Here is a 24,855-nt window from a genome sequence, read left to right as displayed (position 1 = left end):
GGCCCGGGGGACGCCGTGGGGCGTCCGCCGGGCCTCGCGCCGCGCACCCGCGGGCTCAGCGGAAGGAGTCCGCCGAGACGACCGTGGGTTTGGGGAAGGGCAGGACGAAGCGCCCGCCCGCCCGCAGGAACTCCCTCTCCTTCCGCAGGATCTCGTCGGCGTAGTTCCAGGCCAGCATCAGGTAGACGTCGGGCGGGTCGGCCCGGGCGTGCTCGGGGCTGCGGACCGGGATGTGCGTGCCGGGCAGCACCTTGTCCTGTTTGAGCCGGGTGGTGTCGGTGCAGTAGGCGACCTCGTCCGGGCCGAGCCCGCAGAGGTTGAGGATCGTGGTGCCCTTGGCGGAGGCCCCGTACCCGGCGACCCTGTTGCCCTCCGCGACCAGCGACCTGACCAGGGCGGGGAGTTCCTCGCGGACGGTGTGGACGCCCCGGACGAACTCCTGGTAGCCGGCGTCGGTGCCGAGCTCCGCCCGCTCCTCGGCCGCGATGAGCGTGCCGACGGCCTCGGTGACGGGCCGTACGCCGGGCAGGCCGACGAGGACCAGGAGCGAGCCGCCGTGGACGGGGAGCCGTTCGACGTCGAAGAGGCTCAGTCCGTGGCGGGTGAAGAGGGTGTCCAGGGTGCGCATCAGGAAGTACGACAGGTGCTCGTGGTAGATGGTGTCGAAGGCGTGCTTCTCCAGCAGGTCCACGGCGTACGGGACTTCGACGGCGAAGACGCCGTCGGGGGCGAGCAGGGTGCGCACCCCGGCGAGGACCCCGGCGAGGTCGTCGATGTGGGCGAAGACGTGCCGGCCGAGGATCAGCCGGGCGGGTCCGTGGGCCCGGCCGACGGCCTGGGCGGTGGAGGGGGTGAAGAACTCGGGCAGCGTGGGGATCCCGATCCGCTGGGCGAAGGCCGTCAGGTTGCGGGCCGGGTCGACGCCGAGCACGCGCGCCCCGTCCCGGGCGAAGACGGCGAGCTGCTGGCCGGTGTTGCTGCCGAGCTCGACCACCAGGTGGCCGGGGGCGAGTCCGGCGCGCTCGCGGCAGACCTCCGCGACGAACTCCATGTGCCGGGTCATGGTCTCCGAGCCCGAGGTGACGTAGCTGTAGGTGCGGTAGAGCACCTCGGGGTCGACGACGTGGGTGACGCTCATCAGCCGGCAGGAGCGGCAGGACACCACGCCCAGCGGGTAGGCCGGCTCGTCCTCGTAGGAGGCGGCCGGTTCCAGGAACGCGTTGGCCAGCGGCACGTCGCCGAAGGCGACCACCTCCTGCCAGTTGGAGGCCCCGCACACCCGGCACCGGGTGACCGGTCGTACGTTCTCGGCGTTCATCACCGCACCTTCCTCTCCGTGGTCGGCGCCGGCTCCTCGGGCACGAGCAGGCTCTGCAGACAGGCGACCAGGCTGCGGGCCTGGATGTTGAGGTAGTGGCTGTGCCGCAGCAGCTCGACGAGCTGGTGCACGGTCATCCACCGGTAGTCGGGGTCGTCGGGCGGGACGTCCGCCCGGGCGCCCGGTCCGCCGTCGGTGTCGACGATCAGATAGCGGTTGAGCGCGTGGTGGAAGCGTCCGCCCTCCTCGGAGAGGACGGACTGGAAGCGGATCCGTCCGGGTTCCGCGCGCTCCACCTCGTCGAGGAACCGCGGCCGGGCGCTCTCCGGCAGGTAGGCGTAGGAGTCGGGGGTGCACTGGACGGTGGGCGCGAGTTCCACGACGTCCATGTAGCCCGCCTCGGCCCGGGCGTGCATCAGGACGTGCAGGACCCCGTCGAGGGTCCGGGTCAGGAAGGCGACGACGCCGGTGCCGTGGGGTTCGATCATCGGCTGGGACCAGCCGGCGACCTCCCGGCCCCGGGCCTCCACGCGGACGCCGATGACGTCGAAGAAGGCCCCGCTCTCGTGGGAGACGCGGTCGCGGGTGCGGTGCCAGCCGGGGAGTCCGGCGAGCGGGACGCGGTGGGCGCGGACCTCGGTGCGGGTCCGGGCCTCGGTGATCCAGCTGAGCACGGAGCCCAGCGAGTGCCGGGACCCGGCCGTCGGGTCGCAGGAGCGGAACAGGGCGGCGCGGAACGGGTCCGCGGGCGGCCCGAGTTCGCGGGCGAGCTCCGCGTGCGCGAAGGGCAGGCAGGACAGCACGGTCCGGGCGTCCATGTTGACCAGGTCCCGCTCGGCGAGCAGCCGGTGCAGCTGGCCCAGGGTGAACCAGCGGAAGCCCTCGTGGACCTCCACCTCGCCGTCGGCCTCGACCACCATGTTCCGGTTGCGCTTGTGGTGGAAGGCGGAGCCCTGCTCGGACTGGCGGACGTCGACGAGCGGGCCCCGGGGGCCGGGGTCCCGGAACAGGTCCAGGTAGGGCACGGGCCGGCCGCCGTGGACGCCGGTGTAGTTGCTGCGGGTGGCCTGCACGGTCGGGGAGATCTGCAGCCCGCCCGCGTTGCCCGGCTCGACCTTGGCCTGCATCAGGCAGTGCAGGACGCCGTCGAACTCCTTGACCAGGATGCCCAGGACGCCGATCTCGGGCTGGTTGATGATGGGCTGGCTCCAGGCGGGCACCGGTCCGCCCGGGATGCGCACGTCGAGGCCCTCCACGGTGAAGAAGCGGCCCGTGTGGTGGCGCAGGTTGCCGGTGCGGGGGTCGGTCTCCCAGCCGTCGAGCCCGTCGAGCGGGACCCGCTCGACCCGGGTGTAGGAGCGTTCGGCGAGCGCCCCGAACCAGTCGTGGAAGTCGTCGTTCGGGGTGCGGACGCCCTCGCGGGCGCGGGCCGAGGCGGCGACGCGCAGGGGTGTGGGGGTGGCGGGGGTGGTGGGGCGCCGCGGACTCGCGCGGCGCGTGGTGGCTTCGGTCATGCGTGCTCCACTGGGTGGTCCGCGCGGCTCGCGTCCCACATGTCCTTGATCGATGTCGGCAGGTCGACCTCCGGCCGCCAGCCCAGCAGGCGGGCCGCCCGGCCGATGTCGGCCAGGGTCCAGTCGCCGCCGCGGGAGTCGACGGGTGCGGTGCGCAGCCGTACCGCGCCCGGCGGCGGGGCCGCTGCGGCGATGAGCAGGTCGAGCAGGTGGGACAGGGGTACGGCCTCGCCGCGGCCCACGTTGACGACCTGTCCGGTCACGGGGGCGGCGGCGGCCGCCAGGACGGCCGCGGCCAGGTCGCGTACGTCCAGGAAGTCCCGGCGGGCGTCGGCGACGGTCAGTTCGGCGGGCCGGTCCGGGGTGGCGGCGCGCAGCCGGCGGACGGCGGCGCCGAGGAATCCGGCCGCCGACACGTCCGGCCCGCAGAGGTTGACCACGCGGAGCACCACCCCGTCCACGGCGCCCGCGCGGGTGGCCCGGAGCACGGCTTCGGCCCCGGCGAGCTTCGTGCGCGCGTAGACGGACTCGGGGCGCGGGACGAGGGTCTCGTCGGCGGCGGTGCCGGCCGGCAGCGGGCCGTACTCGTGGACGGTGCCGAGCTGCACCAGCCGGACCGGGTCCGGCAGCCGGGCGCACGCGTCGAGCACGTTCTCCACGAGGCGGACGTGGGCGCGCTCGTTCTCCGCCGGGCCGGTGACCCAGCCGCCGGCCGCGTTGACCACGGTGCCGACCCCGGCGGCGGCGAGGAGCTCCGCGAGTTCGGCGGCGTCCACGGCGGCGAGGTCGAGCGGGTGGAACCGGCGGCCGGCCGGGTCCGGCGGCGGGCGCCGGGCCACTCCGAGGACCGGCCGGCCGGCCCGTTCGAAGGCGGCGGTGACCGCACGGCCCACACAGCCCGTCGCACCGAGCACGGCGACGGCCGGCCGGCGGGCCGGAGGCCGCCCTCCGGCGGTCATCGGACCGGGCCGCCGCACAGTGCCCGTTCGAGCTCCAGACACCGGCGGTAGTCGGGGAGGGTGCCGGACTTCTCCGCCGTCTCCAGGGTGGGCGCGGCCCGGTCGCGCGGGGACATGACCGGGTCGAGGCCCTCCGGCAGCGCCAGGTCGAGCGCCGGGTCGTACACCGACAGGGAGAGCTCGTTCTCCGGTACGTACTCGCCGGAGAGCATGTACGACATGACGGTGTCGTCCTCCAGCGCCACGAAGGCGTGGGCCACGCCGACGGGGAAGTAGACGGCGCGGAACTCCTCCTGGTCGAGCAGGACGGCCTCCGAGCGTCCGTAGGTCGGCGAGCCGACCCGGACGTCGATGACGATGTCCAGGGCGCTGCCGCGCGCGCAGTACACGTACTTGGCGATGCCGGGAGGCGTGAGGGTGTAGTGGGCGCCCCGGATCGTGCCGCGGCGGGAGCGGCTGTGATTGGTCTGGGCCACGGGGAACAGGGGGTGGCCCAGGGTCTGCCGGGCGGCCGTCTCCTGGAAGGGCGAGACGAAGAGCCCTCGTTCGTCGGTGAAGATCTTCGGCCGGAACTCGAACGCGCCGTCCACGGCGAGCTGTCGCGACTCCATGACACCGTCCTCGTCTGCTGGGGTCTGCTGGGGTCTGCTGGATATCGCCGCCGGCCTGGCCGACGGCGTTCTGCGGGGTCAGATGACGCGGACCTCGGGCGCGTAGACGATCCAGCGGCCGCCGGACTCGCGGAACAGCCGCTCCTTGGCCATGATCTCCTCGGCGTGGTTCCAGGCGAACAGCACCGCGTAGTCCGGGTAGGGCTCGGTCAGCGCCTCGGTCGGACGGACCGGGATGTGCGTGCCGGGGGTGAGCCGTCCGTGCTTGGCGGGCGTCGCGTCGCAGACCCACTCGATCAACTCGGGCCCGATGCCGCAGTAGTTGGTCACGGTGGCGCTCTTGGCGGTGGCGCCGTAGCCGACCACCCGCTTGCCGTCGGCCCGCAGGCCGCGCAGGAGGTCGGTCAGATCGGTGCGGATGCGCTCGATCCCGGCGGCGAAGCCCTCGAAGACCTCGGGCCTGCACAGCCCCCTGCGCTCCTCCTCGGCGGCCAGCTCGGCGACGGCCGGGCTCGGGGCGCCCCGGCCGGCCCGCCGGAGGGTGTAGCGGAGCTCGCCCCCGTGTACCGGCAGCCGTTCGACGTCGACGACCTCGAAGCCGTACCGGGCGGCGGCGGTGCGCACCGAGGTGAGGGTGAAGAAGTAGAAGTGCTCGTCGTAGATCTGGTCGAAGGTGGTGCGTTCCAGGATGTCGCCGAGGTAGGGGTCCTCGAAGACGAAGACGCCGTGCGGGGCGAGCAGCGTGTCGAGGCCGCGGAAGACGGAGTCGAGGTAAGGGATGTGGCAGATGGTGTTGGCCGAGTAGACGAGGTCGGCGGGGCCGTCCGCGGCCCGGATCTCGGCCGCCGTCCCCTCCTCGAAGAAGGTGTTGCGGACCCGGACGCCCTGCTGGCGGGCGAGTTCGGCGACGCCGCCGGAGGGCTCGACGCCCAGGTGGCGGATGCCCTCCTTGGCCAGGGCCCGCAGCATCACGCCGTCGTTGCAGCCGATCTCCACCACGAAGGGGTCGTCGCCGCGCAGATGGGCGCGGGAGAGCCGGCCGGCCGTCTGCTCGAAGTGGCGGCGCATGTGGGCCGAGCCGGACGAGTGGTAGGGGTAGGCCTCGTGGAACATGCGGTCCCGGGGGACCTCGTCCAGGAGCTGGGTCATGCCGCAGGACTCGCAGAGGCCCACGGCGAGCCGGTAGAAGTACTCCTCGTCGACCCGGTCGGGGTCCACGAAGGCGTCGGAGAGCGGCTGGCGCCCGAAGTCGAAGAACTGACGGACGGGTCCTCCACAGACACGGCACATGGGGGGCCTTCCTCGCGGTCATTGGGTCCGGTTCAGGGGGTCGGGTGGGCACGGCCGGTGTCCCGGCGTGCGACGGGGAAGCGGAACACGCCCCCGGTGATCGGTGCGCGGAGCCGGCGCAGCACCTCGCCGGTGCCGGCCAGGCCGGGCAGCTCCGCCGCGCAGGCCCGCAGGGCCGCCTCGGCCGCCAGCCGGGCCGCCGGGCCGACGAGGGCGTCGAGGCGTCCGTCCTCCGGAAGGAGGCGGCGGCCGTGGGCGGGCCGGTGGACGTCGAACCGGTCCGGGTCGGTGTGGCGGCCCGGGTCGCGGTGCGCGGCCGCGGTGAGCACGACGAGTTCCTCGCCCCGCGCCACCTTGGTGCCGGCGAGTTCCAGGTCCTGGTCCGCGTACAGCCGGTGGAGCCGTACGGGCGGGGCGCAGCGCACGGTCTCCGCGACGCAGGCGGTCGCGAGCCCGGGGTCCTCCCGCAGCGCCCGCCACTGGTCGGGGTGGTCGAGGAGCAGGGCGACCGCGTCGGCGGTCAGGGTGGTGGCGAGCTCGACGCCCACCAGGGTCAGCAGGGCGCAGACCGTCAGGACGTCGGCGGGCGCGGGCGGCCCGTCGGGTCCCGGGGCGGCGAGGAGCCGCCCGGCCAGGCCCGGGCCGGGGGGCCGTCCGGTCGGGTCGTCCGCGCGCCGCGCCCCGGCCTCGCGGACCGTCTCGGCCAGCAGCGCGCGGAGCTCCGGGAGCGCGGCGCCGTAGCGGCGGGCGGTGTCCAGTCGCGGCGGGCAGAGCGTGGCGTCCAGCACGCCCGAGGCCTCGGCGCACAGCCGGGTGAAGCGCTCGGCGTGCCGCGCCGGCACGCCGAGCAGGACGCGCGCGGCCTCCGTGGTGGCGGGCCTGACCAGGTCGTCGACCAGGTCGAAGCGCTCCCCGAGCGCGGCCGCCCGCCCCCGGTAGGCGCGGACGGCCGCCGGGAGCAGGCGGCGCAGGGCCTCCTCGCCCAGCACCGGTCCGGCCCAGCGGTGGAGCCGCTCGTACTCCGCGCGGTCGAGCGTCGCCGGCAGCTCGGGCAGCGGCAGCGCCTCCCGCAGGGCCGGTACGTCCCAGGGCGCGGGCTCCCCGGCGGGTTCGCCGTGCGGCGGGCCGGGGTCGGGCGGCCGGGGGGTGAGCCGCGGGTCGGCCAGGGCGGCCGCGGCCACCTCGTGATCGGCCGTCACCCACGCCTCGGCGCTGCTCCAGTAGAGGGGACCCCGGTCGCGGACCTGCCGCCCGAGGTCGTTCGGGTCGTCTCCGGCCGCGCGGAGCAGCAGCGCGTACGGATCTCCTTTGGTGCCCAGAATCCATTGGACGCCGCGCAGGGTCAGCAGCACACGCCCCAACTCGCCGTCGGTCATCCTCGCCGTCATGGGGAGGACGCTAGGCAGGCGTCCTCGATCACCCCTCGACTCCGCTTGGCCGCGCCCGGGGCCGCCGTCGAGCCGGGCACGAGGGTGTCGTGGCACCGGAGCCGTAGGGTCACGCGGTCATGGACATCATCGGCAAGGGTTTCATCGCCCGGCATCTGTGGCCGTTGCGCGCGTCGCATCCCGGGGTGACGGTGCTGGCGGCGGGCGTGCCGCGCCAGCACCTGCCGGACGCCGAGCACGAGCGGGAGGCGGCGCTGGTGCGGGAGACGGCCGCCCGTTGCCGCCGCCGCGGCGAGCTGCTGGTCTTCCTCTCCACGGCCAGCATGTACGGCGGTCCCGGCTGCCGGGGCCGCGAGGACGACCCGCTCGTGCCGAGCACCCGCTACGGGCGGCACAAGTTCGCCCTGGAGCAGCTCGTGCGGGAGTCGGGCGCGGCCCATCTGGTGCTGCGCCTCGGTTACGTGCTGGGGCCGCACGGGCCGGACTTCCGGCTGGTCCCGGCGCTGGTGTCGCAGTTGCGCGAGGGGCGGGTCCGGGTGCATCCGGGGGCCCGGCGGGACCTGCTGCACGTGGCGGACTTCGTCGGGCTGGTGGACGGGCTGCTGGCCTCCGGGGTGCGCGACGAGGTCGTGAACGTGGCCTCCGGCGACTGCGTGGAGGTGCGGGAGCTCGTCGCGCACCTCAAGCGGCGGCTGGGACTGGACGCCGAGGAGGTGGTCGTGGGCGGGGGCGACAGCGCCTTCTCGCACTGCCCCTCGGTGGTGAAGCTGCGGCGCCTGGTGCCGGAGGCGGCCGGGGCGCGGTTCGGCCCGGGCTACCACCGGCGGGCCCTGGACCGCTATCTGCGGGAGACGGCGGACGGGCCGGCCGGCTGAACCGGCCGGTGCCCGGGCCGCGGCCGAGGGGCAGCGGCTCTCGAACGGGCCTCGACGGGCGCTGTGCACCATCGGAGCCGTCCCGGTCCGAACCGGGCGGCAGGGAAGGGGAGTCGAGTGAAGGAAGCGGGGAACACGATGACCACGTACGACGGGACCCTGGCGGTCGCGCCCGATCTGCGCGAGCCGAGGACCGCCTCCGGCCGGGCGCTGCTCGGTCTGCTGGAAGGACACCTTCCGGCGGTACGGGCCGGGGCCGGGCGGGCCGACCGGGCGGGCGCCTTCCCGGCGGAGGTGTTCGCGGGGCTGCGCGCGGAGGGGGTGCTCGGGGCCACCGTGCCGACCGGGCTGGGTGGCCTGGGGGTCGGCTCGCTGCACGACGTGTGCCTGGCCCTGACGACGGTGGCGGAGGCGGACGCGTCCACGGCGCTCGCGCTGCACATGCAGCTCAGCCGGGGGCTGACCTTCGCCCACGAGTGGCGGCACGGGGACGGTCCGGCGCGGGCGCTCGCCGAGCGGCTGCTGCGGGGCATGGGCTCGGGCGAGGCGGTGGTGTGCACGACGGTCAAGGACGCGGGCGGCGGCAAGGTGGTCACCCGGCTGCGGCCCGCGCCGGACGGCGGCTGGCTGCTGTCGGGCCGCAAGACCCTGGCGAGCATGGCGCCGATCGCCACCGACTTCGTGGTCTCGGCGCGGGTGGAGGTGGCCGGGGTGGTGCGCTCGGCGGCGGCCGTGCTGCCGCGGACGGCACCGGGGCTACGGGTCCTGGACAACTGGGACGGGCTCGGCATGCGGGCCTCGGGCAGCGTGGACGTGCTCCTGGAGGACTGTCCGGTCCGGGCCGAGGACGTGTTCCTGCGGGGGCCGGTCGGGGAGCGTTCGGACGCGGCCCTGGCGGGTCAGACGGTCAGTTCAATCACCATGCTCGGGATCTACGTGGGGGTGGCGCAGGCCGCCCGCGACCACGTGGTGGCGGAGCTGGCCCGGCGGGGCGGGCTGCCGGCGGCGGGCGCCGCGACGCGCACGCTGATCGCCGAGATCGAGGCCCGGCTGTACGCGCTGCGGACCACGGTGGCCGGCACCCTGACGGTGGCGGACCACCTGGCGTACGCCTTCGACGCCGATCCGGCGGAGCGGGGCCGGCGCATGATGCTGGACTTCCAGCGCGCCAAGCTGATGGTGAACCGGCTGGCGCCGGAGATCGTCTCGGACTGCCTTTCGGTGATCGGCGGCGCCTCGTACTCCGGCACCCATCCGCTGGCGCGGCTCTACCGGGACGTCCGGGCGGGGGCGTTCATGCACCCGTTCACGTACCCCGACGCGGTGGACTGGCTGTCCGAGGCGGTGCTGGAGGGCGCGAAGGACTGACAGCGCGAGAGGGGGGAGGACCGGATCACCGGTCCTCCCCCCTCTCCGTGCGTGCGTCAGCCCCGTTCCCTCCGGACGTGGGCGACCGCGTGTTCCATGGTGGTGGTGCTGTTGCGGCTCAGGGCGCCGCGGACGAACCGCCGGGCGTCGGCGACGGTGGCGTCCGGCCCGAGGACCTCCGTGACGGCCTGCTCGTTGAGGACGACGGTGTGCACGGAGGTGATCCGGCCCTCGGCGAACAGCCACGCCCCGGTGTGGGCGGTCATCAGGGCGGGGGTGACCAGCTGTTTGTAGACGATCCGCTCGTGCGGGAAGCAGATCCGGACGGAGCTCGTGGTGTGCGAGGAGCCGTCCGCCGTCCTGGTCTCCATCTCCAGGGTCTGCACCCCGGGCGTCTCCTCGGCCAGGGCGGCGCGGGCCACGTGGGGCAGCCGTTCGGGCCAGCGTCCGGCCTCGTCGACGAAGGCGTAGGCGGCCTTGAGGTCGCCGGTGAACTCCACGGTGTCCTCGAAGGTCAGGACGAGCTCCGCCCGGTTCTCTGCCTGTTCGGCCGCGGCGCGCAAGGCGGCCAGTTCGGCGGCGCTGTTGTGGTCGATCGCGCGCCGGATCCACTCCGTCTGCTCCGGGTCGTCGTCGACGGCACGGAAGTCGTGCAGCAGCCGGACCCGGCTCTCGGTGTCGGAGAGCGGCTCGACGATCCACTCCCCGCCCATGGCGGCCACCGGCGGCTGGGAGACCTCCTGGCGGAAGCGGACGCTGAGCCGCTCGCGGTCGAGCAGCCGGCGTGAGGTCCAGGTCTTGACCTGCCCGTTGGCGGTGGCCCAGATCCGGATGCGCTCCTCCGTCTCGCCCCGCTCGACGTGTTCGACGTGCACGGTGGGCGGAAAGGTCTCCGGCCAGCGGCCGACGTCGACGATCAGGCCGAAGACGCGCCGCGCCGCGGCGGCCACCGTGATCGCGTGTTCGGTGTGGTGGGTCACGGGAAGTGCCATGGTCCTCCGTCCGGCTCCACTGCGGGTCAGTGGGGCCCCAGCGTCGGTCCCCGCCCTGGACGGCGGCTGGAGAACCGCTCGGGCGGACGGACGGACAGGGCGTGGTGGAACAGGTCCAGCGGGTCCCAGCGTTCCTTGGCCCGTTGCAGCCGCCGGTGGTTGCCCCGGTGGTAGAGCGTGCTCCAGGGCACGCCCGAGGTGTTCCAGCGCGGATCGGCGAGGTCGGTGTCCGGATAGTTGAGGTACGCGCCGCCGTTGGCCTCGTCGGGTACGGGGACCCCGCCGGTGTCGGCGTGCAGTTCGCGGTAGAGGCCGCGGACCCAGGCCAGTTGGCCCTCGGTCTGCCGCTCCTCACCCCACAGGGCCTCGTGGACGACGCTGAACAGGCAGTCGCGGTGGGGCATGGCGGTGGCGTCGGGGCGGACGGTGTTGATCCGGCCGCCGAGGAAGGTGAGGTAGACGCCCGCGGTGGCGAACTCCTCGCCGCCCCGGTTCAGGTACGTGTGCAGGACGCCGGCCTGCCGGTCGTTCCAGGGGGTCCGCAGCAGCGTCGACTTGGACTTGAACCGGGCCCCGCCGGGCCACTGCACGCCGCCCAGCACCGACTTGAGCCAGGGCGTGGTGGCCGCGGTCACCGTGTACGGGGCGGCGACGGCGCCGGTGAGTTCGGCCACGAAGGCGTCGAGGAGCTCTCCCGCGCGGGGCCGGGAGGCGTCGAGGGCGGCGTCCACGGTGATCCGGCCGCTCGCCCGGTGGCCGAGGGTGAGTCCGCTGGACAGCTCCGCGTACGGGGAGTCGACCCCGGCGTGCCGACGGTGCCAGTCGCCGTGGACGCGCAGCAGCCGGACGAAGGCCTCCCGGTCCAGGTCCTGCCACTGCCAGCCGAGGGAGACCGACCGCACGGCGGCGGGCGGCCGGGGCAGCAGCCCGCCGGGGGCGCCCGACGCCCCCGGTGAGCGGAAGAGGTAGCGGGTGACGACGCCGAAGGTGCCTCCGCCGCCGCCGGTGTGCGCCCACCACAGCTCGCGCTCGGCGCCGGTCGAGTCGCGGGTGGCCTCGACGATCCGGGCCCGGCCCGACCGGTCCACGACGACGACCTCGACGCCGTACAGGTGGTCGACGACCAGCCCGTACCGGCGGGAGAGCGCCCCGTACCCGCCGCCGGCGACGTGCCCGCCCACCCCGACGGTGGGGCAGCCGCCGCCGGGAAGCGTCACGCCCCACCCCAGGTAGAGCGTCCGGTAGACCCGCCCGAGCGTGGCGCCGGACTCGACGGCGAAGAGCTCCCGCTCCGGGTCGTGGGAGACGGCCGCCATCTCGGAGACGTCGACGAGGACCCGTACGGCGGGGTCGTCCACGAAGCCCTCGAAGCAGTGGCCGCCGCTGCGGACGGCGATCCGCTTCCGGTCGCGGGCGGCCTCCTCCACGGCGCGGACCACCTGCTCGGCCGAGCCGACCAGGTGCACCACGTCCGGGGAGCCCGTGAAGCGGCCGTTGTGCCCGCGGGTGGTGAGCTCGACGTACCGGGGGTCGGCCGGCCCGATCACCACCGGCCCCAGTGGCGGCGGACCGCCTGCGGGGCGCGGGGCGGCCTGCGCCGCCGTGCCGCCGAGCAGCGCGGCGCCCCCGGAGGCCGCCGAGAGCTCCATCAGCCGTCTGCGCGTGAGTCGTGCCAAGGGGATGCACCGCCCTTCCCGTGCGGCCGTCGGCCGCTCGCCCAGTGGGCGGCCAGCGTGGGCGCCGCCGCTGGCGGGCCGGTGGAGGGGCGCTGGACGGTGGCGGCCCGGGGAGGAAGGGGCTCGTGACGGGCGGTTCGAAGGGGCGCTCGGAACCGTCAGCAAGGCTGACAAAGACGTTATTGACGCTTCTAAGCTCTCAGAAGTCAAGAGCCCAGAGCATCTGACTTCCCCTCGGCCTGTCCGGGGCCGGACCCCGGCCCCCGCGGAGCCATGACCAGCGTGCCCTCCCAGGCCCCGCCCCTCCACGACCCCCGTACGGGAGAACCCATGATCCACACACGCGGACTCACCCGCAGTTTCCGCGCCAAGGGAGAGACCGTCGAAGCCGTGCGCGGCCTCGACCTCGACATCGAAGCGGGATCCGTCGTCGCGTTCCTCGGCCCGAACGGCGCCGGGAAGACCACCAGTCTGCGGATGCTCACCACCCTGCTCCCCCCGTCCTCGGGCACCGCGACCGTCGCCGGGCACGACGTCGCGACCGACCCCGCCGGAGTGCGCCGCCGCATCGGCTACCTGGGCCAGGGCAACAGCGCCGGGACCAACTTCCGCGTCACCGACGAGCTCGTCACCCAGGGCCGCGCCTACGGACTGGGCAGGGCGGAGTCCCGCGCCCGCGCCGAGCGCCTGCTGGGCGCGCTGGAGCTGGAGGGCCTGGCCCGCCGGACGGTGGGCACCCTCTCCGGCGGCCAGCGCCGCCGCCTGGACATCGCCATGGCCCTGGTCCACGAGCCGGAGCTGCTCTTCCTCGACGAGCCCACCACCGGTCTCGACCCGCACAGCCGCGCCAACATCTGGGAGCACGTCCTGCGGCTGCACAAGGACCTCGGCACCACCGTGGTCTTCACCACCCACTACCTGGAGGAGGCCGACCTCTGGGCCCGGCGGGTGCTGGTCGTCGACCACGGCCGGGTGATCGCCGACGACTCCCCCGAGAACCTCAAGGCCGACCTGGCGGGCGACCTCGTCACCGTGGGGACCGCCGACGCCGCCGACGCGGGACGGGCGGCCGAACTGGCCCGCGCCCTGCCCGGCGTGCGGGAGGCGAACGCCGAGGACACGGAGGTGCGGGTGCGCGCCTCCGACGGCGACGTCCTGCTGCCGGGCCTGCTGCGCCGGCTGGACGCGGCCGGGTTACGGGTGCGCAGCGCCCGGCTCGCCCGCCCCACCCTCGACGACGTCTTCCTCACCCTGACCGGCCGCACCCTTCGGGAGAGCGCCGACCCCGCCCCCGCCGACGCCGCCGACGCGCACCCCGGAGCCTGACCATGAAGGTGATCGACGACACCCGCACCGCGTTCGCCCGCGAGCTGCTGCCCGAACTCCGTCAGCCCGCCGGGCTCCTCTTCACGATGATGCTGCCCTTCCTGTTCCTCGGGCTGTTCGCGCCGCTCCTCCCGAGCATGGGCACGAGCGGCGGCGGGACCGGAACGGGCTCCCCCTGGCAGTGGTTCGTGCCCGGCATGCTCGTGCTGCTGGGCCTCTCCGCCACCGCGGGGGCCGGCGCCTCGCTGCTCAACGAGATCTCCTCGGGCGCCTTCGAGCGGATGCTCGTCACCCCGCTCAACCGGGCGTCCATGCTCGTCGGCCGGACCCTGAAGGAGGTCGTGGTCCTGCTCACGCAGGCCCTGCTGATCCTCGTCCTGCTGCTGCCCACCGACTTCCGCCTCCACCTGGCCGGCGCCGTCGCGGGCCTCGCGCTGCTGAGCGTCTTCGGCGTCGGGATCGGCGCCCTCTCCTTCACTCTGGCGCTCCGCTCCCGCAAGCAGCAGACCCTCTTCTACGGGGTGCAGCAGGTGATCTTCTTCCCCCTGCTGCTGCTCTCCGGGGTCCTGCTGCCCATCACCCAGGCCTCGGCGCCGGGCTGGCTGTACGTGCTGAGCCGGATCAACCCCGTGACCTACGTGGTCGAGGCCGAACGCGCCCTCTTCGCCGGCCGGATGGCCGAGACGAGCGTGCTGTACGGGGTGGTCGCGGCGGTCGCCATCGCGGTGCTGGGCGTCTGGGCCGGCATCCGCGGCATGCGCAACGCGACCGTGTGAACGCCTCCCGCACCCCTCCGCCCGAGCCCCGTGCTCCTCGAAGGAAGGACGACCGTTGGACACCCGAACCGTGGACGTGTGGTTCGACCCCTCCTGTCCGTACACCCTGCTGACCTCCCGCTGGCTCCGGGAGGCGGCCCGGGTCCGCCCGCTGGACCTGCGCTGGCACCTGATGAGCCTGACCTTCCTCAACGAGGGCCTCGACGAGGATCCGGAGGGGGACCCCGGGGGCTACCTCCTGGTGCCCGCGCGGATCGCGACGGCCGTGCTCCACGAGCACGGGCAGCGGGCCCTGGTCCGCTTCCACGAGGCCCTGTGGGCCGACCGCACCAAGCGCTGGATCGACGACCCCGCGGTGGCCCTGGCCGTCGCGGGGCTGCCGGCCGGGCTCGCGGCGGCCGGCGCGGGCACCGCGTACGACAAGCGGCTGCGGGCCTCGCACACCGACGCGCTGGGACTGCTCGGCCCGCGCACCGGGACCCCGGTGGTCGCCGTGTCGGACCCGGCGGAGCCGGCCCGGCCCGCGGTGGCGTTCTTCGGCCCGGTCCTCTCCCGCGTGCCGCGCGGGGAGGCGGCGGGACGCCTGTGGGACGGCACGCTGCTGGTCGCCGGCACCCCCGGCTTCCACGAGCTCAAGGGGACGCCCGCCGACCCGGACCCGGACGTCGGCGCGGCGGACGGGCCGGCGTGACGCGGGGCGGGGCGGCGGGCGCGGGCGGAGCGGCGAGGCGCTCCGGCGGATCAGTAGTTGCCCAGGCCGCCGCAGACGTTGAGGGCCTGGGCGGTGATGGCCGCGGCCGTGTCCGTGACCAGGTAGCCGACCAGCCCCGCCACCTCCTCGGGGGTGCTGTACCGGCCCAGCGGGATCTTCGCCTCGAAGCGTTCGAGGACGGCCTCGGGGGTGGTGTCCCACACCGCCGCGTACCCCGCGCGCACCCGCTCGGCCATGGGGGTCTCCACGTAGCCGGGGCAGACGGCGTTGACGGTGATGCCGGTCCTGGCCAGTTCCAGGCCCAGGGCCTTGGTGAGGCCGACGACGCCGTGCTTGGAGGCGGAGTACGGGGCGCCGAGCACCACGCCCTGCTTGCCGCCGGTGGAGGCGATGTTGACGACCCGGCCGCGGCCGCGTTCGAGCATGCCGCCGGTGGTCAGCGCGGCCCTGGTCACCCGGAACACGCTGGTGAGATTGGTGTCGAGCACGTCGAGCCACAGCTCGTCCGTCAGCTCGGCGGTGGGGCCGCCGCCGTTGCGCCCCGCGTTGTTGACGAGGACGTCGACCGGGCCGTAGCGGGCGACGGCGGCGCGCACGAAGGCGTCCACCTGCTCCGTGGAGCGCACGTCGCAGCTCTGGCCGTCGGCCTCCACGCCCTCCTCCCGCAGGAGTTTGACGGTCTCGGCGACCGCGTCGCCGTCCCGGGCGCAGATGAAGATCCGCAGCCCTTCGCGGCCCAGTGTGCGGGCCACGGCGAGGCCGATCCCACTGGTCGCCCCGGTGACGACGGCCACCCGTTCCTCCGCGCCGGTCATGGTCCCTCCCGGATCGTGACTTGGGGTGTGCGCACGGAGATGTGCGCACGCTGCCCGAGGGTGGCAACGCCCGCTCGACGGGCGGTGGAGCCCGGCAGGAACGGAACACACCGCAGTACGACAGGAAAACGACGCACGAAGGAGACGACATGACCGTTCTGGTGACGGGTGCCACGGGGAACGTGGGCCGGCACGTGGTGAAGGGTCTGCTGGCGGCGGGCGAGCGGGTGCGGGCGATGACCCGGTCGCCCGAGCGGGCCGCGCTGCCCGAGGGGGTGGAGGTGGTGCGCGGCGACCTCGCCGATCCGTCCAGCCTGGACACCGCGCTCGCCGGGGTCGACCGGGCCTACCTCTTCCCGCTGCCCGGCACGGCCGAGGAGTTCGCGGCGCGGGCCGCCAAGGCCGGGGTGCGGCGGATCGTCGTGCTCTCCTCGGTGTCGGCCGAGTACGCGGACGGGGACTACAGCGGCGACCACCACACCGCGGTCGAGCGGGCGGTGGAGGCCTCCGGTCTGGAGTGGACCCACGTCAGGCCGGGCGAGTTCATGGCCAACCTGCTGACCTGGTGGGCCCCCACCATCCGGGCCGAGGGCCTGGTCCGCGCCCCCTTCGGCGCGGCCCGCAGCGCCCCGGTGCACGAGGCCGACATCGCCGACGTGGCGCTGGCGGCGCTGCTCCAGGACGGGCACGCCGGGCGGGCCTACTCCTTCGCCGGGCCGGAGTCCCTGGCCAAGCACGAGCAGGTGCGCACGCTGAGCCGGGTCCTGGGCCGCGAACTGCGCTTCGAGGAGCTGACGGTGGACGGGGCCCGCGCCCTGTGGCTGGGGCAGGGCATGCCGGAGGAGGCGGTGGACTGGCTGCTGCAGGACCCGGTGGACGTCCCGGTGGGCCCGACCGCCGAGCACATCACCGGGCGGCCGGCCCGGACGTTCGCGGAGTGGGTGGCCGACCACCGCGCGGACTTCTGAGCCGGGGCCCGCGGGGCGGACGGCGCCTCCGGCTCCGCGTTCAGTGTCGGTCGAGCGGGTCTCCAGGGCGGCCGTCGACGGTGTTCGGGACCTCTTCCCGGAGCGAGTGGACCGATGGGACGCCGACATGGTGGATGCCGCAGAGAACGCCCTGATCCGACGCCTGATCCGAGCCGGAGCCGGCACCGACGACGAGATCGACGTCCTGCTGAAGGACGCCGGTCTCGCCGAGGTGGCGCGCGTCCTCGTCGAGGAGGTGGTGTTCCGCTGCCCCGAACCGGCCAACACCACCCCCGTCGAGGTGGCGCTCGACCTCACCCACGGCGGTGAGCGGCACGGCGTCGCGCTGCGCATGGTGCGCGACGAGCCGGTCCGGGTGGTCGCCGAGGAATCCGCCCGGGTCCGCTCCCGGGTGACGTTCACCGCCGCGGGGCTGATCCGCCGGCTCTACGGGCCGACGGACTCCCCGCGCACCGGGGACTTCACCAACTCCTTCCTGCCCACGCCCGAGGACCCCGCGCGGCTGCGCGAGCTCCTCACCGAGATGAACACGGTGCTGCGCGCGGCCGCCCAGGCCACGGCCACCCTGATGGCCGGCTGCACGGGGCGCCGCCCCGACCTGGGCGAGCTGTCCATCCGGTACGGCTCCGACAAGTGGGCCAGCTTCCACTGGTACACGGCCCACTACGAGCGTCACTTCGCCCGCTACCGCGACCGTCCGGTGCGGATCCTGGAGATCGGGATCGGCGGCTTCGAGGACGATCTGGGCGGCGGCTCGCTGAAGATGTGGAAGCGCTTCTTCCCCCGGGGCGAGGTCTTCGGCCTGGACCTGTACGACAAGACGGCGCTGACCGAGCCCCGGATCACGGCGCTGGTCGGCGACCAGAACGATCCGGAGTACCTGACCGCGATGGCCCGCGAGCACGGCCCGTTCGACCTGGTCATCGACGACGGCAGTCACGTCAACGAGCACGTGCGCACCTCGTTCCGGACGCTGTTCCCGCTGGTGCGGCCCGGCGGCCTGTACGTGATCGAGGACCTCCAGACCGCCTACTTCGGCGACTTCGGCGGCAGCTCCGGCGGCGTCGCCGGGCCCGACACCTCGCTGGGTCTCGTCAAGGAGCTGATCGACGACCTGCACCACCGGGAGCACCGGGACCCCGCCGTCAGCCGTCCCACGGTGACCCAGGCCACCGTGACCGGGGTGCACGCGTACCACAACCTCGTCTTCGTGGAGAAGGGCACCAACGGGGAGGACACCCTCCCCACGTGGATGGACGCCGACGTGTGGACCGCCCTCGGCGCCAAGTGAGGCGGACGGGACGGTCCAAGCGCATCGAGACGAAGGGAGTTCACCGTGCGCGTCCTGTTCACCGTGTCGTCCTGGCCCACCCAGTACGCGGCCATGGTCCCCCTGGGCTGGGCGCTCCAGGCGGCCGGCCACGAGGTCCGGGTGCTGTGCGCCGCCTCCCAGGCGGACGCCGTCGGCCGGTCCGGCCTGCTGCCGGTGCCGGTCCTGTCGGCGATGGAGGAGGTGCTGCGGCTCCGGCTGCAGTACCACGCGGAGGCGGTCCGGGGGATCTGGCCGTACCCCTGGCTCCCCCCGCACCCGGTGACGGGTGAACGGCTCGACCGGCTCGACGCGTTCGACGCCGGACGCTTCGCGGCGGAGACCGAGCCGGCCCTGGCGGAGTCGGCCGCCCGGGGCTTCGACGCGGCCGTGTCCTACGCCGGGGACTGGCGGCCGCAGCTGGTCCTGCACGATCCGGGGAGCCTGGAGGGCCTGCTCGTCGCCAAGCTGTCCGGCGTCCCGTCGGCCCTGTGCCTGTGGGGCCCGGCGAGTCCGCACGACCCCGAGCACATGCGGATCGTCCCCACCGACCACAGCGGCTCGTTCCCCCGGTACGGCCTGGGAACGTTCGACCTCGGGATGATCGAGCGGGTCGTCGACCCGAGCCCGGGGTCGTTGAAGGTGCCGGTCCTGGCCGAGCGGCTGCCCGTCCGCTACGTCCCGTACAACGGTTCCGGGGCCGCGCCGGCCTGGACCGCCCGGCCGCCGGAGCGGACCCGGGTCTGCGTCACCTGGTCCACCGCCCTGTCGACGCTGTGCGGGCCCGACTCGTTCCTGCTCCCCCGGATCGTCGCCGCCCTCGAAGGGCTGGACTGCGAGGTGGTGCTCACCGCCACCGCCCGGGACGTCGCCGCGCTCGGCACCGTGCCCGACTCGGTCAGGGTCGCCGAACACCTCCCGCTGGCCGCCCTGTTGCCGGGCTGCTCGGCCGTGCTCCACCACGGCGGCAGCGGCAGCGCCCTGACCGCCCTGTGGGCGGGGGTCCCGCAGTTCATCGCGACCTTCGCCGCCGAGCAGCAGATCGTCGGGGAGCGGCTGGCGGGAAGCGGAGCCGCGCTGCACGTCCCCGGGCACCTCGCCGACGAGGACGCGATCCGGTCCGGCGTCGAGCGGCTGATCGAGGACCGGGCGCACCGGGACGCGGCCGCACGGCTCCGCGCGGAGATGGCCGAGGCCCCGACCCCCGCCGCGCTCGCCACCGGCCTGGAGGCGCTGGCGACGGGCGGGTGAGGGGCCGGAGCGTAGGGCCCGCAGGACGCGGTCCCCGACAGGGGCCGCGCCCGCGGGCCGTGTTCCGCGGACCCTGCTCCCCGAAGGTCCGGACTCCGGGGGACGAACCCGGTGACCTCGGTGCGCGAGTGTCGAGGCGCTTGCGAGGCCTCCTCCGGATCCTGCCCGGCATGACCACACGAACCGAGGAAACCGAAGGCCCGGGCCGCCCGCCCACGGACCACGCCCCGCGCGGGATCGTCGTCACCGGCGGCGGCACCGGCATCGGCCGGGCCACCGCCCGCGCCTTCGCCGAGCGCGGCGACCGGGTGCTCGTCGTCGGCCGCACCGCTGCCACGCTCGCCGGGACCGCCGAACTCCACCCGGGCATCCGGGTCCTGGTCGCCGACGTCACCGAGCCGGACGCCCCGGACCGGATCGCCGACGCCGCGGTGAGCGCCCTCGGCGGGCTCGACGTCCTGGTGAACAACGCGGCCGCGATGGGGTACCGCCCGCTCGCCGCCCTGGACCGGGCCGAGGCCGAACGGCAGCTCCACACCAACCTCCTGGCCCCCGTGCTGCTCACCCGGGCCGCGTTGCCGCACCTGGCGGAGCGGTCCGGCACGGTGGTGAACATCGGCTCGGCCGGCGCGCTCGGCCTGCGCTCCTGGCCGGACAACGGCCTGTACGGGGCCGCCAAGGCCGGCCTCGACTTCCTCACCCGGACCTGGGCCGTGGAACTGGCCCCGCGCGGCATCCGGGTCGTGGGGCTGGCTCCCGGGGTGACCGACACCCGGGCGGATCCGGACCCGGCCGACGCCGACCCGGAGCAGGCGGCCTTCCTGAAGCAGATCGCCGCCCGGACCCCGAGCGGCCGGGTCGCCCGCCCCGAGGAGATCGCCTGGTGGGTCGTCCAGCTCACCCGGCCGGAGGCCGCGTACGCCAACGGCCTGGTGGTCCCGGTCGACGGCGGACTGTCCCTCACCTGACCCGAGGCCCTGTCCTTCGGATCGTGCCGGGCCCGCGACGCCTGGCACCGCGCCCAGCCGCGCCGGTTCGAGCCAAGTCGAGTCGAGTCGCATCCGGCCGGCCCGGGTCGAGCCGACCCGGCCCGAGCCGGCCCCAGCCCTGCCGAATCGAACCGTCCGAGAGGGGAACGCCGATGCGCGTCCTGTTCCAGCCCTTCGCCGCCGCCACCCACGTGGCCGCCCAGGTCCCGCTCGCGTGGGCGCTGCGCGCCGCCGGGCACGAGGTGCGGGTGGCGACCCAGCCGGACGTGACCGAGTCCATCACCCGGGCCGGCCTGACGGCCGTGCCGGTCGGCGAGCCGCTGCACGTCGCGGCCAAGATGAACCCCGAGGACACGGGGCTCCCGGCCGAGCTGCGCGACGACGCCTGGCTCCGCGCCCTCGACCCGGGCGAGATCGACCCCGCGCGGCTCACTCCCGAGCACCTGCACGGGATCTTCGCCGCGTGGACGCCGCTGGTGCACCGGAACACGGTGCCGGACCGGATGATCGACGACCTGGTCGACTTCGCCCGGGACTGGCGGCCCGACCTGGTGGTCTGGGACACCATGACGTACGCCGGGCCGGTCGCCGCCCGCGCCTCGGGCGCCGCGCACGCCCGGCTGCTGTTCGGCCTCGACCTGGTGGGGCTGCTGCGCGAGCGCTACCGGGCCGTCCTGGACCGGCTGCCGCCGGAGCTGCGGGACGACCCGCTGGAGGAGTGGCTGGGCCCGGTCCTGGAGCGGCACGGGCTGTCGGGGCCCGGCCGGGGCTTCGACGAGCAGCTGGTGACCGGGCAGTGGACCATCGACCCGGTCCCCACCTCCCTGGCCCTGCCGCTCCCGCTGCCCCGGGTCCCGGTGCGCTACGTCCCGTACAACGGCCGGGCGGTGGTGCCCGGGTGGCTGGACGAGGCTCCCGCGCGGCGCCGGGTCTGTCTGACCCTGGGCGTCTCCTTCCGCGAGGTGGTCGGCCGGGACCAGGCCTCCGTCGGCGAACTCCTCGCGGCCGTGGCCGACCTGGACGTGGAGGTGGTGGCGACGCTCGACTCCGCGCAGCTCGCGGAGCTGGGGCCGCTGCCCCCGAACGTGCGTGCCGTCGACTTCGTCCCGCTCAACGAGCTGTTGCCGAGCTGCGCGGCGGTCATCCACCACGGCGGGGCGGGGACCTTCCTGACGGCCCTGGCACACGGGGTGCCCCAGGTCGTGGTCCCGGCCCGGATGTGGTGCAACACCCCCCGGGCTGAGCGGGCCCGGGCGGCCGGGTTGGCCCTGACCTGCCCGCCGGAGGAGCTGACCGCCGGCCGGCTGCGGGCGATGGTGGAGCGGGTGCTCGACGACGACTCGTTCGCACGCGCCGCGGCCAAGGTCCGCGACGAGCTGCGCGGGACCCCGTCGCCCGCGGAGATCGTCCCGGGTCTGGAGCGGCTGGTGGCCGCGCACCACTCCGACCGGCGTAACGGCGGTGCATGACATACCGTCGGAGGAGAGAAGATCACGCGTCTCCCGGTCGAGGTGAACCTTGCGGACACACATCCCCTATCTCTTGGCCGTGGCGAGCACGGTGGCCACGCGCCGGGTCGACGAGCGCCTGCAGGACTACGACTTGACGGTCCGTCAGTACGGTCTGCTGACCCAGCTCTCGCTCGAACCCGAGCTGACCATGGCGGAGCTCGCCCGGCAGCTCGGCGTCGCCCGGCAGTCCGTGCACCAGCTGGTGAACGACCTCGCCGAGGCCGGCCACGTGCGCCGCCGGCCGGGCGCCGACGACCGCTCGCGCCGGCTGGAGATCACCGACACCGCGCGCTATCTGCTCACCCGGATCGACGGGCCGTTGGAGCGGGTGGAGACGGAGCTGCTCGGCGACCTCGACGCGGACGAGGTCGAGACCCTGCGCGAGCTGCTGCAGCGCGTCCTGGCCCACGCGACCGACGACGAGGCCTGGCTGCCCGGCCCCTGAGAAGGGCTCGACGGCGGGTCGAGACGGGCTCGATCGCGCCTCGCGAGCCGGTCGCGGATCCGCTCGCGCGCGCGTCGAGGCGGCTTCGAGGTCCGCTTCCTAGCCTCGCCGCCATGCGAGTGCTGTTTGTGACCCTGGCCGCCACACCCCACTTCTTCGTCCAGGTCCCGTTGGCCTGGGCCCTGCGCGCCGCCGGCCACGAGGTGCGTGTCGCCAGTCAGCCGGACCTCGTGGAGGCCATCACCGCGGCGGGGCTCCCCGCCGTCCCGGTGGGGCCCCGGCTGGCCCAGGACGAGTCCGTCGAGGAGCTGCGGCGGCGGCAGGAGAAGGCCGCCGAACGTCTCGCGGACCCGCCCGACGCCCAGGCGCTGATGCGGATGACGGAGGACCGTCCGGAGCGGCTGACCCCCGCCTTCCTCGACGGCCTGTTCACCGTCATGACCTCGTCCATCTTCCAGAACTTCTCCGCCGAGGAGACCGTCGACGACCTGGTCGCGCTGACCCGTCGCTGGCGACCCGACCTGGTGGTCTGGGACACCCTCATGATGGGCGGCTCCATCGCTGCCCGGGCCTGCGGGGCGGCGCACGCGCGCCTGCTCTACGGCCTCGACCTCGTCGGCACCATGCGCCGGCACCACCGCGCCTCGCTCGCCGCCCGGCCGCGGGCGCTGCGCGAGGACCCGCTCGCCGAGTGGCTGCAGTGGACCGCGGCCCGCCACGGCGGCGGCTTCTCCGAGGACCTGGTCACCGGCCAGTGGACCCTCGACCCCGCCCCCGCCCCGCTGCGCACCCCCACGGACCTGCCCTGGGTCCCGGTGCGGCACGTCCCGTACAACGGGCGGGCCACGCTGCCCGACTGGCTGCGCGAGCCGCCCTCCCGGCCCCGGATCTGTCTCACCCTCGGGCTCTCGTTCCGCGAGGTGATGGGCGGCGAGCAGGCCTCCGTCCCGGTCCTGCTGGAGGCGCTCGCCGAACTGGACGCGGAGGTCGTCGCGACCCTCGACGCGGGCCAGCTGGCCGAGACCGGCCGACTGCCCGCCAACGTACGGGCGGTGGACTTCGTCCCGCTCGACGCGCTGTTGCCGTCCTGCTCCGCGATCGTGCACCAGGGCGGGTTCGGCACCTCCCAGAACGCGCTGGTGCACGGCGTCCCGCAGATCGTCGTCCCCAACGACCTGTGGGACCTCCACCCGAGGGCGGACCTGGTCGTCCGCTCGGGCGCCGGTCTGCGCCCCTCCGGCCCGGGTCCGCTGACCCCTGAGGAGCTGCGCGGACTGGTGACCCGGGTGCTGCGCGAACCCTCGTACGCGCGGAACGCGGCGCGGCTCAGGGACGAGATCGCGGGCATGCCGTCACCCGCCGAACTGGTCCCCGTCCTGGAGGGGCTGACCCGGCGGCACCGGCGGAGCGCCTGGGACGCCTGAGCCCCCCGCTCCCCGCTCCCCCGTCGCCTCCCGCAGCGCCTCGCCCAGTGCCTCGCGCCACGGCCGGGGCGGCGGGATGCCGGCCTCCTGCCAGCGGGCGTGGCCCAGCACGGTGTACGGGGGCCGGGGCGCGCGTCCGCCGAACGCCGCACCGGACACCGGGCGCACCCGGCCGGGGTCGGCTCCGACGAGCCGGAACACCTCGCGGGCCAGCTCGTACCAGGTGGCCCGGCCCGCGTTGGTGGCGTGGAAGACCCCACGCGCGCCCGGCGTACGCCCGAGGGCGAGCAGGAGCCGGGCCACGTCCGCCGCCCAGGTCGGCTGCCCCACCTGGTCGGCGACCACGTCCACGGGCCCCTCGCCCCGCGCGCGCCCGGTCATCGTGCGGACGAAGTTCGGCCCGTGCCGCCCGTGCAGCCACGCGGTGCGCACCACGGCGCCCCGGTCGGGCAGCAGCTCCAGGACGGCCCGTTCGCCCGCGCGTTTGCTGCGCCCGTAGGCGTTGCGGGGGTCCGTCGGGTGGTCCTCGGAGTACGGGGTGTCGGCGTCGCCCGGGAAGACGTAGTCGGTGGAGAGGTGCAGCAGCCGGGTGCCGTGCCGGGCGCAGAGGGCCGCCAGGTGCCGGGGGCCGTCCCCGTTGACGAGGAGCGCCCGCTCCTCCTCGTCCTCGGCCGCCTCCACGGCCGTGTAGGCCGCGCAGTTGACCACGAGGCCGGGGCGGTGCCGGGTGAAGGCGGCGGCGAGGGCGTCGGGGTCGGTGACGTCGAGGGCGCGCCGGTCCAGGCCGACCGCGTCGGCTCCTTCGGCGGCCAGGGCGGCCGTCACCTCGTGCCCGAGGAGCCCGCCGGCTCCGGTGACCAGCCATCTCATCGGGAACTCCTTCTCCGGGGTCGGTGATCGGTGTGCGGCCCCCTGTCCGACGGCTGCCCGTCCAGCGGCCGTCGAGCCGTCGGTGACCGCCGCGTCCGACACTCGGGGCCTCGGACATCCACGACCTTGGAGGCACGATGGCGCTGTTCGCCGTGCTGGCGACCCAGTCCCCGACCGGTATCCCCGCCGACGAGTTCAGGCGGCGGCTGCCCGAAGGCTTCGGGTACATCCGGGGGTTGGTGGACAAGGGGATCATCCGGCACAACTGGATCAGGGTCGGCGCCTCGGGCGGTCTGCTGATCTACGAGGTCGCCTCGCACGAGGAGTTGAACACGCTGCTGTACGGGAACCCGCTCAGCCCGCACCTCCGCTTCGAGGTGATCCCCCTGGCGGAGGTCGGCGGGTTCGACCCGACGGCGTTCGAGCGGGAAGCCGGCTGAGCGAGGG

The 24,855-nt window shown here is 74.8% G+C and carries 23 protein-coding genes; 13 read left to right on the top strand and 10 right to left on the bottom strand.

Translation table 11 applies throughout. From position 1 onward, the window contains the following. Positions 1–55: 55 nt before the first annotated feature. From ABD981_RS02925 to ABD981_RS02900, 6 genes are all read right to left on the bottom strand, one after another. Positions 56–1,318: a class I SAM-dependent methyltransferase gene (locus ABD981_RS02925; protein WP_046906209.1), complete on the bottom strand. Its 1,263-nt coding sequence runs from the start codon at positions 1,316–1,318 to the stop codon at positions 56–58. Then, positions 1,318–2,832, bottom strand: coding sequence for an NDP-hexose 2,3-dehydratase family protein (locus ABD981_RS02920; RefSeq protein WP_123954225.1), 1,515 nt, complete (start codon positions 2,830–2,832; stop codon positions 1,318–1,320). Before ABD981_RS02920 ends, ABD981_RS02925 begins: the two co-directional genes overlap by 1 nt. Next, positions 2,829–3,791 carry an NAD-dependent epimerase/dehydratase family protein gene (locus ABD981_RS02915; protein ID WP_046906272.1) on the bottom strand — a complete coding sequence of 321 codons (963 nt, stop codon included), beginning with the start codon at positions 3,789–3,791 and terminating at the stop codon, positions 2,829–2,831. Before ABD981_RS02915 ends, ABD981_RS02920 begins: the two co-directional genes overlap by 4 nt. Then, positions 3,788–4,402, bottom strand: a complete 615-nt coding sequence (locus tag ABD981_RS02910) for a dTDP-4-dehydrorhamnose 3,5-epimerase family protein (RefSeq protein WP_046906210.1) — start codon at positions 4,400–4,402, stop codon at positions 3,788–3,790. The genes ABD981_RS02915 and ABD981_RS02910 overlap by 4 nt, the downstream gene beginning before the upstream one ends. 78 nt (positions 4,403–4,480) lie before the next feature. Continuing rightward, the gene (locus ABD981_RS02905; RefSeq protein WP_046906211.1) at positions 4,481–5,692 is read right to left on the bottom strand and encodes a class I SAM-dependent methyltransferase; all 1,212 of its coding nucleotides are present in this window, start codon (positions 5,690–5,692) and stop codon (positions 4,481–4,483) included. A gap of 32 nt (positions 5,693–5,724) precedes the next feature. Next, entirely contained in the window at positions 5,725–7,080 is a 1,356-nt protein-coding gene (locus ABD981_RS02900) for a cytochrome P450 family protein (RefSeq protein WP_046906212.1), read from the bottom strand. 119 nt (positions 7,081–7,199) lie between these two features. Between ABD981_RS02900 and ABD981_RS02895 the strand changes: the two genes are divergently transcribed. Both ABD981_RS02895 and ABD981_RS02890 read left to right on the top strand, forming a co-directional pair. Then, positions 7,200–7,955: an NAD-dependent epimerase/dehydratase family protein gene (locus tag ABD981_RS02895; protein ID WP_046906213.1), complete on the top strand. Its 756-nt coding sequence runs from the start codon at positions 7,200–7,202 to the stop codon at positions 7,953–7,955. Between the two features lie 138 nt (positions 7,956–8,093). After that, entirely contained in the window at positions 8,094–9,323 is a 1,230-nt protein-coding gene (locus ABD981_RS02890; RefSeq protein WP_046906214.1) for an acyl-CoA dehydrogenase family protein, read from the top strand. A gap of 56 nt (positions 9,324–9,379) precedes the next feature. Here ABD981_RS02890 and ABD981_RS02885 read toward each other — a convergent pair whose 3' ends face one another. Both ABD981_RS02885 and ABD981_RS02880 read right to left on the bottom strand, forming a co-directional pair. Further along, positions 9,380–10,315: an aromatase/cyclase gene (locus ABD981_RS02885; RefSeq protein ID WP_046906215.1), complete on the bottom strand. Its 936-nt coding sequence runs from the start codon at positions 10,313–10,315 to the stop codon at positions 9,380–9,382. 26 nt (positions 10,316–10,341) lie between these two features. Further along, positions 10,342–11,991 (bottom strand): FAD-binding oxidoreductase, encoded by a 1,650-nt coding sequence (locus ABD981_RS02880; protein ID WP_123954226.1) that lies wholly within the window; start codon positions 11,989–11,991, stop codon positions 10,342–10,344. Between the two features lie 330 nt (positions 11,992–12,321). Here ABD981_RS02880 and ABD981_RS02875 point away from each other — a divergent pair, with 330 nt between their 5' ends. From ABD981_RS02875 to ABD981_RS02865, 3 genes are read left to right on the top strand one after another with little or no spacing between them, the layout of a single operon-like run. After that, positions 12,322–13,317: an ATP-binding cassette domain-containing protein gene (locus tag ABD981_RS02875; protein ID WP_046906217.1), complete on the top strand. Its 996-nt coding sequence runs from the start codon at positions 12,322–12,324 to the stop codon at positions 13,315–13,317. 2 nt (positions 13,318–13,319) lie between these two features. After that, a complete protein-coding gene (locus ABD981_RS02870) occupies positions 13,320–14,093 on the top strand; it encodes an ABC transporter permease (RefSeq protein WP_046906218.1) in 774 nt (257 codons plus the stop codon). Between the two features lie 55 nt (positions 14,094–14,148). Further along, the gene (locus tag ABD981_RS02865) at positions 14,149–14,784 is read left to right on the top strand and encodes a DsbA family protein (RefSeq protein WP_046906219.1); all 636 of its coding nucleotides are present in this window, start codon (positions 14,149–14,151) and stop codon (positions 14,782–14,784) included. Between the two features lie 50 nt (positions 14,785–14,834). Here the strand turns inward: ABD981_RS02865 and fabG are convergent, their stop codons facing one another. Next, positions 14,835–15,620 carry a 3-oxoacyl-ACP reductase FabG gene (fabG, locus tag ABD981_RS02860; RefSeq protein ID WP_046906220.1) on the bottom strand — a complete coding sequence of 262 codons (786 nt, stop codon included), beginning with the start codon at positions 15,618–15,620 and terminating at the stop codon, positions 14,835–14,837. A gap of 149 nt (positions 15,621–15,769) precedes the next feature. On the opposite strand from fabG, the gene ABD981_RS02855 reads away from it, so the two are divergent. The 7 genes from ABD981_RS02855 (at position 15,770) to ABD981_RS02825 (ending at position 23,538) form a co-directional block, all read left to right on the top strand. Beyond that, positions 15,770–16,588 carry an NAD(P)H-binding protein gene (locus ABD981_RS02855; protein ID WP_046906221.1) on the top strand — a complete coding sequence of 273 codons (819 nt, stop codon included), beginning with the start codon at positions 15,770–15,772 and terminating at the stop codon, positions 16,586–16,588. A 127-nt stretch (positions 16,589–16,715) separates the two neighbouring features. Next, complete coding sequence (locus tag ABD981_RS02850; RefSeq protein WP_046906273.1) at positions 16,716–17,900, top strand: class I SAM-dependent methyltransferase; 1,185 nt, start codon at positions 16,716–16,718, stop codon at positions 17,898–17,900. 45 nt (positions 17,901–17,945) lie between these two features. Then, positions 17,946–19,169 (top strand): nucleotide disphospho-sugar-binding domain-containing protein, encoded by a 1,224-nt coding sequence (locus tag ABD981_RS02845; RefSeq protein ID WP_046906222.1) that lies wholly within the window; start codon positions 17,946–17,948, stop codon positions 19,167–19,169. Positions 19,170–19,405: 236 nt separating this feature from the next. Then, complete coding sequence (locus ABD981_RS02840) at positions 19,406–20,137, top strand: SDR family NAD(P)-dependent oxidoreductase (RefSeq protein ID WP_046906274.1); 732 nt, start codon at positions 19,406–19,408, stop codon at positions 20,135–20,137. A 173-nt stretch (positions 20,138–20,310) separates the two neighbouring features. Then, positions 20,311–21,627, top strand: a complete 1,317-nt coding sequence (locus ABD981_RS02835) for an activator-dependent family glycosyltransferase (RefSeq protein ID WP_046906223.1) — start codon at positions 20,311–20,313, stop codon at positions 21,625–21,627. Between the two features lie 79 nt (positions 21,628–21,706). Further along, positions 21,707–22,114, top strand: a complete 408-nt coding sequence (locus ABD981_RS02830; RefSeq protein WP_205628114.1) for a MarR family winged helix-turn-helix transcriptional regulator — start codon at positions 21,707–21,709, stop codon at positions 22,112–22,114. Between the two features lie 113 nt (positions 22,115–22,227). Further along, positions 22,228–23,538 carry an activator-dependent family glycosyltransferase gene (locus ABD981_RS02825; protein ID WP_046906225.1) on the top strand — a complete coding sequence of 437 codons (1,311 nt, stop codon included), beginning with the start codon at positions 22,228–22,230 and terminating at the stop codon, positions 23,536–23,538. Here the strand turns inward: ABD981_RS02825 and rfbD are convergent. Continuing rightward, the gene (gene rfbD, locus ABD981_RS02820) at positions 23,467–24,408 is read right to left on the bottom strand and encodes a dTDP-4-dehydrorhamnose reductase (protein ID WP_123954227.1); all 942 of its coding nucleotides are present in this window, start codon (positions 24,406–24,408) and stop codon (positions 23,467–23,469) included. The genes ABD981_RS02825 and rfbD overlap by 72 nt on opposite strands. Before the next feature lie 137 nt (positions 24,409–24,545). On the opposite strand from rfbD, the gene ABD981_RS02815 reads away from it, so the two are divergent. After that, entirely contained in the window at positions 24,546–24,848 is a 303-nt protein-coding gene (locus ABD981_RS02815) for a muconolactone Delta-isomerase family protein (protein WP_046906226.1), read from the top strand. Positions 24,849–24,855: the final 7 nt, after the last annotated feature.

Source organism: Streptomyces showdoensis, assembly GCF_039535475.1.
Classification (GTDB): Bacteria; Actinomycetota; Actinomycetes; order Streptomycetales; family Streptomycetaceae; genus Streptomyces; species Streptomyces showdoensis.
The sequence above is the reverse complement of the archived record's forward strand: the minus strand, read 5'-3'. Positions and strand labels throughout refer to the sequence as shown.